12 protein-coding genes are annotated in these 12,362 nt (G+C 69.1%); 8 read left to right on the top strand and 4 right to left on the bottom strand.

From position 1 onward, the window contains the following. The first annotated feature begins 132 nt into the window (after positions 1-132). The 3 genes from NAM01S_RS10315 (at position 133) to NAM01S_RS10305 (ending at position 2,441) form a co-directional block, all read left to right on the top strand. Positions 133-1,470, top strand: a complete 1,338-nt coding sequence (locus NAM01S_RS10315) for a wax ester/triacylglycerol synthase family O-acyltransferase (protein WP_067783054.1) — start codon at positions 133-135, stop codon at positions 1,468-1,470. Positions 1,471-1,551: 81 nt separating this feature from the next. Next, on the top strand, positions 1,552-2,133 hold the full coding sequence (locus NAM01S_RS10310; protein WP_157107683.1) for a hypothetical protein: 582 nt from the start codon (positions 1,552-1,554) through the stop codon (positions 2,131-2,133). Beyond that, positions 2,130-2,441, top strand: coding sequence for a transcriptional regulator (locus NAM01S_RS10305; protein ID WP_067783048.1), 312 nt, complete (start codon positions 2,130-2,132; stop codon positions 2,439-2,441). Before NAM01S_RS10310 ends, NAM01S_RS10305 begins: the two co-directional genes overlap by 4 nt. Positions 2,442-2,478: 37 nt before the next feature. Here the strand turns inward: NAM01S_RS10305 and NAM01S_RS10300 are convergent, their stop codons facing one another. Further along, complete coding sequence (locus tag NAM01S_RS10300) at positions 2,479-3,249, bottom strand: IclR family transcriptional regulator (protein ID WP_067783042.1); 771 nt, start codon at positions 3,247-3,249, stop codon at positions 2,479-2,481. 83 nt (positions 3,250-3,332) lie between these two features. Here NAM01S_RS10300 and NAM01S_RS10295 point away from each other — a divergent pair, with 83 nt between their 5' ends. The 4 genes from NAM01S_RS10295 (at position 3,333) to NAM01S_RS10280 (ending at position 7,159) form a co-directional block, all read left to right on the top strand. Further along, positions 3,333-4,211, top strand: coding sequence for an amidohydrolase family protein (locus NAM01S_RS10295; RefSeq protein WP_303755333.1), 879 nt, complete (start codon positions 3,333-3,335; stop codon positions 4,209-4,211). A 129-nt stretch (positions 4,212-4,340) separates the two neighbouring features. Beyond that, on the top strand, positions 4,341-5,684 hold the full coding sequence (locus tag NAM01S_RS10290; RefSeq protein WP_067783040.1) for an MFS transporter: 1,344 nt from the start codon (positions 4,341-4,343) through the stop codon (positions 5,682-5,684). A gap of 89 nt (positions 5,685-5,773) precedes the next feature. Further along, positions 5,774-6,427, top strand: a complete 654-nt coding sequence (locus NAM01S_RS10285) for an MspA family porin (RefSeq protein ID WP_067783038.1) — start codon at positions 5,774-5,776, stop codon at positions 6,425-6,427. 69 nt (positions 6,428-6,496) lie between these two features. Further along, a complete protein-coding gene (locus NAM01S_RS10280; RefSeq protein WP_067783035.1) occupies positions 6,497-7,159 on the top strand; it encodes an MspA family porin in 663 nt (220 codons plus the stop codon). 640 nt (positions 7,160-7,799) lie between these two features. Here the strand turns inward: NAM01S_RS10280 and NAM01S_RS10275 are convergent. The 3 genes from NAM01S_RS10275 to NAM01S_RS10265 form a co-directional block, all read right to left on the bottom strand. Beyond that, positions 7,800-9,305, bottom strand: coding sequence for an acyl-CoA synthetase (locus tag NAM01S_RS10275; RefSeq protein WP_253798812.1), 1,506 nt, complete (start codon positions 9,303-9,305; stop codon positions 7,800-7,802). Between the two features lie 14 nt (positions 9,306-9,319). Then, positions 9,320-10,162: a p-hydroxycinnamoyl CoA hydratase/lyase gene (locus NAM01S_RS10270; RefSeq protein ID WP_067783033.1), complete on the bottom strand. Its 843-nt coding sequence runs from the start codon at positions 10,160-10,162 to the stop codon at positions 9,320-9,322. A 105-nt stretch (positions 10,163-10,267) separates the two neighbouring features. Beyond that, positions 10,268-10,744 carry a MarR family winged helix-turn-helix transcriptional regulator gene (locus tag NAM01S_RS10265; RefSeq protein ID WP_067783030.1) on the bottom strand — a complete coding sequence of 159 codons (477 nt, stop codon included), beginning with the start codon at positions 10,742-10,744 and terminating at the stop codon, positions 10,268-10,270. 109 nt (positions 10,745-10,853) lie between these two features. Between NAM01S_RS10265 and NAM01S_RS10260 the strand changes: the two genes are divergently transcribed. Continuing rightward, the gene (locus tag NAM01S_RS10260) at positions 10,854-12,314 is read left to right on the top strand and encodes an aldehyde dehydrogenase family protein (protein ID WP_067783027.1); all 1,461 of its coding nucleotides are present in this window, start codon (positions 10,854-10,856) and stop codon (positions 12,312-12,314) included. The last annotated feature ends 48 nt before the right edge of the window (positions 12,315-12,362 follow it).

Genomic DNA, 12,362 nt, shown 5'->3' with positions numbered 1-12,362 from the left:
CCGCTGGGTCGAGCCAGCCGATCGCTGACGACTGCTCCGCGACAACGCCGATTCGCCGAACCGGGTTGGATCGCGCCGAGCGGGTACGCAAGGCGTGAACCACGAGAGACCAGATCGAGATGGGATGATCGGATGAGTGAGCTCGGTCCGTTGGATTCGGGATTCATGGAACTCGAAGACATCGATCAACACGTCAACCTCGGCATCGGCGCGGTGGCGATCCTGCGCGGAAGTCCCGGCCCGCGTGCGGAATTCACCGACCGGATGACCGAGCGGATCGACGTGAACCCGCGACTGCGCCAGCGACTGCAACGGGCGCCCTTGGACCTGCGCGCCCCACAGTGGGTCGACGACCCGCACTTCGATATCGGCCACCACCTGCGCTGGGCGGCGCTGCCGCAGCCATGCGACGAGGCGGCGCTGTGGGAGATGGTGGCCACCGTCATGGAACAGCGCCTCGACCGCGATCACCCGCTGTGGCGCGCCACCGTTGTCGAGCACCTCGACGGGGACCGGTGGGCGTTGATCGTCACCGCCCACCACAGCATGCTCGACGGCGTCTCGGGCATCTCGCTGTTCCAACGCTTCTGCGACCCGACCTCCGCTACCCCGACGCCGAACCGCGAGAAGACAGACGGCAACGGTGGCCGCGACTGGCGGGCGATGCTCGCCGACGGCCTGCGGCTGCCAGTTCAGGCGCCGGCCGCGCTGCTGCGCACGGTGCGCGCGGCGGCTCCGCTGGCGTGGAACGCGATCGTGCCCGAAAGCGGGTCCTCACTGACCGGACCGATCGGCCGCCAACGCCGCTACAGCGTCGCGCGGGTATCGCTCGCCCAGGTCAAACAGATCGGCGCCGCGTTCGATGTGACCGTCAACGACGTCGCGCTCGCCGCGGTGACCGCCGCGTTCCGGGCGATGCTGCTCGCACGCGACGAGGAACCCGACACCGAGACCGTCCGGATCCTGGCACCGGTGTCGGTGCGCACCACCGCCGCCGACGGCGTGCTCGACAACCGGGTCTCGGCGATGCTGCCGCAACTGCCGATCGAACTCGACGACCCCCTCGACCAACTGCGCACCGTGCACCAGCGCCTGAAAAGGCATAAGGCCAGCGGCGAAGCGGGCGCGGCGAATTCGATTCTGTCGCTTGCCAAATGGGTGCCCTTCGCACCCCTGGCCTGGGCGGTGCGCACCGCCCTGCGCTTTCCGCAACACAGCATCGCCGGACTGGCCACCAACGTCCCCGGCCCCACCCGCCCCCTGCGGCTCCACGGCCACGAAGTCCTGGAAATGTTTCCCTACGCACCCATCGCGATGCGGCTGCGCACCGCCATCGCGATCCTGAGCTACCGCGACCACCTCGGCTTCGGCATCACCGGCGACTACGACACCACCCCCGACCTCGACCTCCTCGCCCACACCATCACCACCACCATCGACCACCTCCACCAAAGCTGCCCCACCAACTGACACCACTCCACGCAAAGACGCGGCGGTCAAGCGGGGTTGAAAAGTCTTGCGACGCCATACTTTGCGATGCAAAGTGGAGGCATGAACTCTGCATCACAAAGTAATTCGGCTGCAGGGGCCGCTCGGCTCCTCGGCGACATGGAGACGCTGACCAGGCGGGGTTGGGCGTTGGCCGCTCCCATGTGGTTTCCGCTGCTGTGGGTGACGGTGAGCGTGCTCGCCTCGGTGCCCGCGGCACTACTGCTCGATCGGCACAACGGCGCCCAGTGGTACTGGATCGTGGTCACACCGATAGGCGTGGTGGTCTGTGCGTGGTACTTCCTGCGCAGGCCGGTGCAAGTGCCGGACGGGCGCGGTATGGCCGTCGCGCTGACCTCGGTCGCGATGGCGGTGACCGCCACGGGGATCGGCTGGGTGTACCGCGGCGAATGGGCGATCATCGCGCCATGGCTGGCGGTCGGGGTCGGGCTGGCCGTGTTCGCGGTGGCGTTGCGATCGGCGACGACGGCGGCGGTCGCGGCCGTCACGATGGCGGTATCGCTCGCGGTCGGGCTGATCGACCCCGCGAACGGTTACGCCTGGCTCGCGCTGGTCGTCGGGCTCGCGGCCGCGCTGGCGGCCGGGGTGGAGCTGCTGCGCGCGGAGGCGGGGCCGCGCGCATGAGCGAGCCGCATCCCGTGCTCGGCCTGGATGACACCGTGCACCAACGCATCCGGCTCGGCATCCTCGCGCTGCTGCGCTCGGGTGTTGCCATGGAATTCGGGGTGCTGCGCGAGCAATTGCGGCTCACCGACGGCAACCTGAACCGGCACCTCAAGGTCCTCGAGGACGCCGCACTGATCAGCGCACGCCGCAGCACGGGCGGCGGGCGCCCGAAAACCTGGGTCACCATCACCGAATCCGGCCGCAGCGCCTTCGACGCCGAGCTCGCGGCATTGCGCGCACTCATCGCGACCGCGGAGCAACCCTGAGCCCAGATCAGGTGGCGTGTCGGCCGCCCGACTCCCTTCAAACCACCATGCGCGCCGGAGCCGCGGCGCCGAACATGCGGGAGATCCCCCGGCCTGCCGCATGGAGAGCCGGAACCGCGGTCCTGGCCGACGCATCGTTGGGGACGACGACCGACAGCGCCGCGACGATCCGCCCGCCCGCCGCGCGGACCGGCACCGCGATACCCGTAGCACATTCGTCGACGAACCCGGGGCAATAGGCAAGGCCGGTGCGCCGAATCTCGCCGAGGGTCGCGCGCAGCAGATCGGGGCTGGTGATGGTGTGTGGCGTCAGCGCCCGCAGCGGGCTCGCCAGCACCGATTCCTGGAGCTCACGAGGTCCGTGCGCGAGCAAAACCAACCCGCTCGAGGTCGCGTGCAGCGGGAGCCGCCCGGCGACGCGGACCCGGTTGCGGACGGCACGCGGCGCGGAGAGCCGTTCGATGTAGAGCACCTCGCGGTCCTGCAGCACGCCCAGTTGAACGCTGTGCCCGACCACGGCATGCAGATCGGCCATGATCGGATAGGCAACGTCGCGCAGGCCGAGGGTCGGCGCTGCGCGGGAGGCGAGTTCCCACATCCGCACCCCGACGCACACCCGCCGCTGCGCATCCCGGCGCAGCCAGCCGTAGTCGATCAGCTCGTTGACCAGACGCGAGGCGGTCGCCAGCGGCAGATCACTGCGTTCGGCCAGTTCGGAAAGGGTCACGGCCCGGTGATCGGGGCCGAACGCCTCGTAGATGCGCACCACACGCGACAGCAAGGACTCGCCGCTCGAGGATCGGGCCACGCTGCCGCCTCCGTTCGTTAAATCATCAGCTTTACTGATATAGATGAGATGTGTACCACTCCGAGACGACCGAGGTCAATGCTGTGACCACCGCCATCGACCTCGACGCGATCACCGCCATCGATGTCCACACGCACATCCACGCCGACGACTGCGGCAACCTGGCCCTCGACACCGAACTGATGACCGCGGCCGAGGCGTACTTCAAGACCGACACCCCGCCGCGACCGACGGTCGACGAACTCGCCGCCCGCTACCGCGCCGCGCGCATGGCCGCCGTCGTCTTCACCGTCGACGCCGAGGCCGCGACCGGGCACCCGGCGCTGCCGAACGAGGAACTCGCCGCGGCCGCCGCCGCCCACCGAGACGTGCTGATCCCGTTCGCCTCGATCGACCCCGCGCGCGGGATCGCCGGGGTGCGCGCGGCCCGCAGGCTGGTCACCGAATTCGGGGTGCGCGGATTCAAATTCCATCCGAGCCTGCAAGGCTTCGCGCCCAACGACCGCAGCGCCTATCCACTGTTCGCCGAAATCGAAAGTCTCGGCGTCCCAGCCCTTTTCCATACCGGCCAGACCGGTATCGGCGCTGGATTACCTGGCGGGCGCGGGATCAAACTGCGCTATTCCGACCCGATGCTGCTGGACGACGTCGCCGCCGATTTCCCCGGCCTCACCGTCATCATGGCCCACCCGTCGGTGCCGTGGCAGGACGCGGCCATCTCGGTCGCGACCCACAAGGCCAATGTCTACATCGACCTGTCCGGCTGGTCGCCGAAGTACTTCCCGGCGCAACTGGTGCGCGCGATCCGCGGTCAGCTCGCACGCAAGGTGCTGTTCGGTTCCGACTTCCCGATGATCACCCCCGAGCGCTGGATCCGCGACTTCGCCCAGCTCGAGATCGATCCGGCGTTGCTACCGAACATCATGAAAGACAACGCGATCCGCGCGCTTCGCCTGCGTTGACCGCGGTTTCACAGCCACCGAGGTGGACTGTGACCCAGTTCTCATTGAATGAAAAGATCCGTTGAGCGTGCTCCCGCTGTCGCCTTTCCTGATCGGCATTCAGTCACCTTTTCGAACAGGAGCGGGTTGATGCCCAACCAGCCCACAGAAATCAGCAAGCCGATCACTCCGGCCGCGGCCAAGCAGGCCGCCACCGCGAGTTTCATCGGCACCGCGATCGAGTGGTACGACTTCTTTCTCTACGGAGCCGCGGCGGCGCTGATTTTCGGGCCGCAATTCTTCCCGTCGAGCAATCCGGCGATCAGCCAGCTCGGCGCGTTCGCCAGTTTCGCGGTCGGTTTCCTGACGCGCCCGCTCGGCGGTGTCATCGCGGGCCATTTCGGTGACCGGATCGGTCGCAAGCGGGTGCTGTTGATGTCGCTGCTGCTGATGGGCGGCTCGACGGTGTTGGTCGGTATGCTGCCCAATTACGCCCAGATCGGTGTGGCCGCACCGATCCTGCTGTTCATCCTGCGCCTGCTGCAGGGGCTGGCGGTCGGCGCGGAATGGGGTGGGGCCGCGCTGATGTCGGTCGAGAACGCGCCCGCCGGACGCAAGACGTTCTACGGCGCGGCGACCCAGCTGGGCGTGCCCGCGGGCGCGATCATCGCCTACTCGACGATGCTGCTGCTCTCGGCGGTCACCGGTGACGCCTTCGACGACTGGGGCTGGCGGATCGCCTTCGTGGCCAGCATCGTGCTCGTCTTCTATGGCTTGCGGCTGCGTCGTCAGCTGTCCGAAAGCCCGCTGTTCGCCCAGGAATCCGCGCACGGCAAGACCGCGCGCGCACCGATCGTCGAGGTGCTGCGCCGCTATCCGCTCGGCGTGCTCGTCGCGCTCTTCGCCTCCGCCGCGAGTCCCGCCGTCGGCTACATCGTGCTGACGTTCATCCTGTCCTACGGCACGAAAGAGATCGGCTACTCCCGCAATTCGCTGCTGATCGTGGTGATCGTGGTCAGCGTCGTGCAGTTCGTCGCGATGCTGGTGCTGTCGGCCATGGCCGATCGCTGGGGGCGGAACAGGCTGATGGTCGTCGGTTCGGTCTTCCAGGCCATCGCGGCGCTGATCTTCTTCCCGATCTTCGATTCGGGCGTCGTCGCGCTCGCGATTCTGGCCTGTTCCATCGCGTTGATCGCCCAGACGACGCAGTACGCGCCGCTGCCCGCGCTGATCGCCGACCTGTTCCCGACCCGAGTGCGCTACAGCGGTTCCTCGATCGGCTACCAGTTCGGCGCCATCCTCGGCGGCTCGCTCTCGCCGATCATCGCCACCGCCATCTTCACCGGTACGGGCAGTTCGCTGCTGATCGGCGTCTATCTGGCGGTTCTGACGGTGGTGTCGGGCATCGCGATCGCGATCGCACACCTGCCCGCGCTGCAGGTACCCGAGCCCGAAGCCGCGACCGAAGTCGCTTCGGCACCGGCCAATTCGTGAGATCGCGCCGCGCGAAGCGGCCGAGACAGGCGCCACGGGAACAGCCCCCGGCGCCTCGATATCCCATCGGAACAGGAAGTTCGAGAACTGTGATTCGTAGTAAAGCTGTGCTCACCGGCGGCAGTGTCGCCGCCGCGGTCGCCGCCGGGCTGCTCGCCACCGGCCCTGCCGCCGCCGACACCCTCGTGCCGTTGCCGGATGGTTCGAAACAGGGGCCGGGCGTCACGGTGACGCGCACCGGGGAGCGTGCGGTGATCTCACCGTCGATGGCCGCCAACGGCGCGGGCCGGGTGGTCTGGGTGTCGGGCAATGCCACCGCGGAGGTCTCGGTGACGCCCGAGGGCGAAGTCGGCCCGAACAACGGGCCCGCCAATATCCCCGGGTCGAACAATTCGTCCACCCACGGCGCGTCGCAGCTGAACACCGGATACCTCGTCGGATGCCAGGTGAGCATCGCCGACGACGCGATCGGTGCGGGCGTATCGGGTGGGATCAGCACCGGCGGAGTCAGCGCGGGCGGGTCCATCGGGGTCGACCTCGGTCCGGGTGAGGTGAAGTTCGTCCAGATCGACTACAAGGACATCCCGAAGCCGGGGGTGTACTCGGTGGAATACCAGGACGCCGAGATCGAGATCCAGGGCTGTGCGGGTTTCGCGCAGGCCCGCGCGTACACGGTGGTCGAGATCATCGGCGACCACTACTCCAAGACCACGCTGTACGGCGCGCCGTTCAGCATCGGCTGAGATGTCGCCGCTCCGTCCTGAATTCCCCTCTCGCATCAGCGAATTCGACATCGATCGAAGGTAATTGTGATGTCCAACCGTAAGAATCTCTTTCGCCTGAACATCGCCGCGGCGACGACGGTCGCGCTCGGCCTGCTCGCAACCGGTACGGCCGATGCCGACACGTTCGTTCCGCTCCCCGGCGGGGAATTGGTGAAGACCCTCTCCGACGGCACCGTCGTCACGGTGCGCCTGACCGGTGAGTCGGCGACCATCAGCCCCTCGCTCGGTTCCACGCCGCTACACCGCAATGCCTGGGTATCTGGGAGCGCGCAGGTCGAGGTGGCCGGTGCGGGCGCCGACGGTGGGCTCATCCTGCCCGGGTATGTGGTCGGTTGCCAGGTGAATATCGCCGGCGGCGGCGTATCCGGTGGCGTCGACGGTTCGGTGAGCGGCGAAGGCCAAGGGGCCGCCGGCGCGAATTCCGGTGGCGAACTGTCGCTCGGCCCGGGCCAGGCCACCTCGTTCTACATTCTCGATCGGGAGAAGGCGGACGATTTCGGCGCCGAATCCCACAAGCCCTACAACATCTTCGGCGGCACCAGCGGGTCGGTCACCTGGGCGGACCAGACGATCGGACTGTCCGGTTGTGGCGGGTACGCGCAGGCGCGGGCCTTCGTCAGCGTCGAGATCATCACCGAGCGCGTCACCAGCTGGGTGACCCTGTGGGGGCAGCCCTTCAGCCTCGGCTGAGCTCGATACCCACTCCCCCGACCGCCCCGGATGCCCTTGCAGCCGGGGCGGTTTCGTCGCGCCTGCCCCAGTGCCAGTGCCAGTGCGTTTATCCCGGTGCTAGTGCCCCGTACACAAAGGTTGGACAAGCAACGCGCCACCGAAGGTCACCATTGGTCGCCCCACCGCACCGAAGGCCACCATCGGTCGGTTCACCGGGGCACGCAGGTCGGGTGAATGAAGGTCACGCCCAGTCGGTCTTGCGGGATGAAGGCGGCCTTCGGTCGGCTACCGCGCCGACAATTCTGGACCCTGCACCAGCCCCGGCGTGTCCGCCCCAGGCGCCCGCGCGCCCATCCCGGGTGCCAGCCCCGGCGCGCCCATCCAGTGCCAGCCTCGGCACGCCCATCCCCAGCAGCACCAGCGCCAGCGCGTCCGTCCCAGCGCCAGCCCCGGCGCGTCCGTCCCAATGCCAGCGCCGGTGCGCCCATTCTGGTGCCGGTGCGTCCTTCCCGGTGCCGCGCCGGGCGCAGCCGGTTCCGTGCCGGGGGCAGCCGGTTCCGTGCCGGGCGCAGCCGGTACCGATGCCGGACACAGCACACGGCCCCTCCATCCCGGGTACGGATCGAGGGGCCGTGGGGTGCGGCAGCGAGCGGGTGGCTCAGCCGTACTGCTTCTTGACTTCCGTCTTGCGGATCTTGCCCGACCCGGTGGTCGGCAACTCGTCCACGAAGACGACCGAGCGGGGAATCTTGAACCCCGCCAAGCGTTCCCGCAGGAAGGCGAGCAGTTCGTCGGCGTCGGGCTGTGTCCCTTCCCGCGCGACGACGACCGCTCGGCCCACCTCGCCCCACTTCTCGTCCGGGACACCGATCACCGCGCAGGCCGCGACCTGCGGGTGATGGGCGATCTCGTTCTCCACCTCGGCGGGATAGATGTTCTCCCCGCCGGAGATGATCACGTCCTTGACCCGGTCGACGATGTACGCGTAGCCATCGGCATCGACGGTGGCCACATCGCCCGAGTGGAACCAGCCGTCGCGCAACGCCTCCGCGGTGGCATCGGGCCGGTTCCAGTAGCCGCGCATCACGTTGGGCCCGCTGACGAGGACCTCGCCGCGCTCCCCCGGCGCCACCTGCGCGCCGTCGGCGTCGACGATGCGTACATCGGTGAAGAACGACGGCAAACCCGCCGAGCCGAGCTTCGCTTCGGCGTGCGCCCGATCCAGGACGAGCACGCCCGGCGCGGCCTCGGTCATCCCGTAGCCCTGGACGAAGCCGAGGCCGCGTTCGACGTAGCGGGCGATGGTGGCATGCGGCACCGGGGCGCCACCGCACAACAGGATTCGCAGACTGGACAGATCGGCCTCGGCCCAGCCCGGCTGCGCGGCGAGCGCGTCGAACATCGTCGGCACGCCGAACATCCAGGTGACCCGCTCCCGCTCGATCAGCTCGAGCACCCGCGCCGGATCGAACTTGGCCAGCAGCACCACTCGCCCGCCCTTGAGCAGGGTCGGCAGGCAGATCATGCCGAGCGCGGCCGCGTGGAACAGCGGCGCGGCCACCAGCGACACCTCGGCACCGGTGACATCGCTCTCGACGAGCACGTTGAGCGCGTTCCAGGTGAGGTTGCCGTGGGTGAGCACGGCGCCCTTGGGCCGCCCGGTGCTGCCGGAGGTGTACATGATCAGGCAGTCGTCGTCGAGGCCGACCTCGACCTCGATCGGTTCGGCCGATGCGGCGGCCAGTAGGTCGTCGTAGCCGCCTGCGCCACCGACGCGCACGATGCCGAGCCCCTCGGCGCCGGGCAGGGCCGCGACCGCGGCATCGTGCTCGCCGTGGTGCACGAGCACGCGCGCACCCGAATCGGTGAGCGCGTACTCGATCTCCGCCACGGCCGACCGGTTGTTCAGCGGCACGAAGACCGCGCCGAGCCGACCGGCGGCGAAGAGTATCTCCAGGTAGACGGGATGATTCGGGCCGAGGTACGCGACACGGTCCCCGGCGCCGACGCCGAGCGCACGCAGGGCTTGCGCGGCGCGGTCGACCCGCTCACGCAGCTGCGCGTAGGTGATCTGCCGATCGTCCGCGGTGACGGCGACGGCCGTCGGTGTCATCCGGGCGCGGCGCGCGGGCCACGACCCGAGTCCCCGATTCCGCACGTTCATCCCTCTCCTCGCGGCTATTTGGACGGGTCGAAGGCGCCGAGGCCGGGACGGTAGGTCTTGTCGTCGAGGAACTGACTCAGACCCTTCTCCCGGCCGCCTTCGACATCGAGTGTCCGCGACTGGTCCAGCTTGGCGTACAGGTAGTCCTCGGACTGCGCCCAGGTCATCTCGGCGGCGAACTTGTAGCCGACCTTGGCGGTGTGCAGCACCACCTGGTTGAGGCCGGCCAGCTTCAGCGCCAGCTCGCGGGTCCGGCCGCGCAGCCGATCGGCGGGCACCGCCTCGTTGACCAGCCGCATCTCGGCGGCGCGCGCACCGTCGAAGGGCTCGCCGGTCATGATGTAGTACAGCGAGTCGCGCTGGTTCACGGTGGCGGCCATGGCCTTGGTGACCACCGACCCCGGCGGAATACCCCAGTTCACCTCCGACAGGCCGAACTGTGCCTTCTCGTCGGCGATGGCGAGGTCGCAGGCGACCAGCGGGCTGAAGGCGCCGCCGAAGCACCAGCCGTTGACCATCGCGATGGTGGGCTTGGCGAAGTAGGACAGCCGCCGCCACTGCCATTCGGTGCTGGCCCGGCGCGCGCGGTGCTGCGCCGCGACCGTGCCCGCGGCCTCGATCTGGCGGAAGTACTCCTTCAGATCCATTCCGGCGGAGAAGGATTCACCCGCACCGGTGAGGACGAGCACGCGGCAGCGGTCGTCGTACTCGAGCACGTCGAGGGTCGCGCACATCTCGTCGTTGAGGGTCGGGTTCATCGCATTGCGCTTCTCGGGCCGGTTGAGCGTCACCCACGCGATGCCCTCGTCGAACTGCACGTCGACGGTGTTGCCCCACGGTTCGGTGCTGGTGTCCATCGCACATCCTTTATCAGTATTGCTGATGATTGCGGGACAGGTCTACCCCACCGGATCCGGTCCGTCAATACCTGTTTCCACTCCCGGTATCGACGCCGGAATCGTTCAGGCGGTGGGCATTTCACCCAGATCGCGAGCGCCCGCCTCGGCGGCGAGGGTGGCGGTGCCGTGCGCGAGCACCGCGCGGAATTCCGCGCGACGGCGCGGGCTCAGACCGTCGAGCAGCTTGCCTTCGATCGCGCCGACCAGCGGTCCGGCTTCGCGCAGGACCTCGCGCCCGTGGTCGGTCAGGGTGGCCACTAGGACCCGCCGATTGGCCGGGTCGCGGTGGCGCAGGATCAGGCCACGTTCCTCCATCGTCTGCACCATGACGTTCATGGTCTGCGGACGCAGGAACGACCGGCGCGCCAGTTGCGCCGAGGACAGGCCGCTGCGGCGCTCCAGCACGGTCAGCGCGGTGTATTGCAAGGTGGTCAGCCCCAGCGGGCGCAGCGCGTCGTCCATCAGCGCGCGCACCGCCAGTTCCAGTTGCTTGATCAGGTAGAGCGTCGATGGTGCTTCGGATTCCGGCCGATCGGTCACCGGGCCATCTTTACACCGCGCGACCGTCCGGCAGCGCGTCCGCGCCCTTGGCTTCCATTCAATGAAAGTGCCGTAGTGGCCCCGGCCACAGAAGGCCGATCGTGGCGCCATGCCCATTTCTCGTGCTCTTCTGATCGGCGGCAAGGAGGTTCCGGCCACGTCGGCGCGGACCACGACCGTGACCGATCCCTGGTCGGCCACCGTCTACGCGACGGTCGCGGCCGCCGCGCCCGCCGATGTCACCGCCGCCGTCGACGCCGCCGACGCGGCGTTCACCGCGTGGGCCGCCATGCCGGCGTTCGAGCGCCGCGCGATCTTCCTGCGCGCCGCCGATCTGCTGGACGCGCGCGCCGAACAGGCCATCGCGCATATGGCGGGCGAGGTCGGCGGCGCGGCGCCGTGGGCAGGCTTCAATGTCATGCTCGCCGCCAACGTCTTTCGCGAGGCCGCCGCGGCGCTCACCGCGCCGCGCGGCGACGTACTGACCTCGGGCGCGCCGGGTGTGCTGAGCATGGCGGTGCGCGAACCGCTGGGTGTCGTCGCGGCGTTCGCGCCGTGGAACGCGCCGATCATCCTGTCGGCGCGAGCCGTCGCCGCGCCGCTGGCCGCGGGCAACACCGTGGTGCTGCGGCCCAGCGAGGCCGCGCCGATCTCGAGCGGGTTGCTCGTCGCCGACGTGCTGCACGAGGCGGGGCTGCCCGCCGGTGTGCTCAATGTGGTCACCAACGATCCCGCGGACGCACCCGAGATCGCGCGCACGCTGATCGGCGACGAGCGGGTGCGCGCGGTGAACTTCACCGGCTCGACCGGGGTCGGCCGGATCATCGGCACCCTCGCGGCCGAACACCTCAAGCCCGCCGTGCTGGAGCTGGGCGGCAAGAACTCGATCATCGTGCTCGACGACGCCGACGTGGACTACGCGGTCGGCGCCGCGGTGTTCGGCGCGTTCGCCAACTCGGGCCAGATCTGCATGTCGGCCGACCGGGTGCTGGTGCACGAGTCGCTGGCCGCGGAGTTCACCGCGAAGTTCGCCGACGCGGTGGCCGGACTGCCGACCGGCGATCCGTCCGATCCGCGGACCGTCATCGGCCCGCTGGTGAATCCCGCTGCCGCCCAGCGCATCGCGGGACTGGTGGCCGACGCGGTCGCCAAGGGCGCGATGGTACTGGCCGGTGGCGGCGAGCCGGAGGGGGCGCTGCACCGCGCGACCGTGCTGACCGGTGTCACCCCCGCGGCGAACCTGCACCACGACGAGGCCTTCGGCCCGCTGTGCGTCGTCGACACCTTCGCCACCGACGCCGAGGCGGTCGCCATGGCCAACGACACCGAGCACGGCCTGTCGGCGGGCATCATCACCGAGAACGCCACCCACGGCCTGCGTGTGGCGGCCGGCCTGCGCACCGGCATCGTGCACATCAACGACCAGTCCGTCGGCGACGAGCCGCAGGCGCCGTTCGGCGGTGTCCGCAACTCCGGTTACGGCCGCTTCGGCGGCCGCTGGGGCATCGACGCGTTCTCCAACACCCGCTGGGTCACGGTAGCCACCGAACAGCTGCCGTTCCCCGGCTGAATCGGCCGGGCCGGATCACCCGTGTGCCAAAGTGGTCCGGCCTTGCCG

It is taken from the genome of Nocardia amikacinitolerans NBRC 108937 (assembly GCF_001612615.1).
Classification (GTDB): domain Bacteria; phylum Actinomycetota; class Actinomycetes; order Mycobacteriales; family Mycobacteriaceae; genus Nocardia; species Nocardia amikacinitolerans.
The sequence above is the reverse complement of the archived record's forward strand: the minus strand, read 5'-3'. Positions and strand labels throughout refer to the sequence as shown.

Excerpts from the sequence above, each read along its gene's own strand:
- NAM01S_RS10280 (WP_067783035.1), top strand. The coding sequence starts at position 6,497 with ATGTCCAACCGTAAGAATCTCTTTCGCCTGAACATCGCCGCGGCGACG.
- NAM01S_RS10310 (WP_157107683.1), top strand. The coding sequence starts at position 1,552 with ATGAACTCTGCATCACAAAGTAATTCGGCTGCAGGGGCCGCTCGGCTC.
- NAM01S_RS10315 (WP_067783054.1), top strand. The coding sequence starts at position 133 with ATGAGTGAGCTCGGTCCGTTGGATTCGGGATTCATGGAACTCGAAGAC.
- NAM01S_RS10270 (WP_067783033.1), bottom strand. The coding sequence starts at position 10,162 with ATGGACACCAGCACCGAACCGTGGGGCAACACCGTCGACGTGCAGTTC.
- NAM01S_RS10275 (WP_253798812.1), bottom strand. The coding sequence starts at position 9,305 with ATGAACGTGCGGAATCGGGGACTCGGGTCGTGGCCCGCGCGCCGCGCC.
- NAM01S_RS10305 (WP_067783048.1), top strand. The coding sequence starts at position 2,130 with ATGAGCGAGCCGCATCCCGTGCTCGGCCTGGATGACACCGTGCACCAA.
- NAM01S_RS10290 (WP_067783040.1), top strand. The coding sequence starts at position 4,341 with ATGCCCAACCAGCCCACAGAAATCAGCAAGCCGATCACTCCGGCCGCG.
- NAM01S_RS10260 (WP_067783027.1), top strand. The coding sequence starts at position 10,854 with ATGCCCATTTCTCGTGCTCTTCTGATCGGCGGCAAGGAGGTTCCGGCC.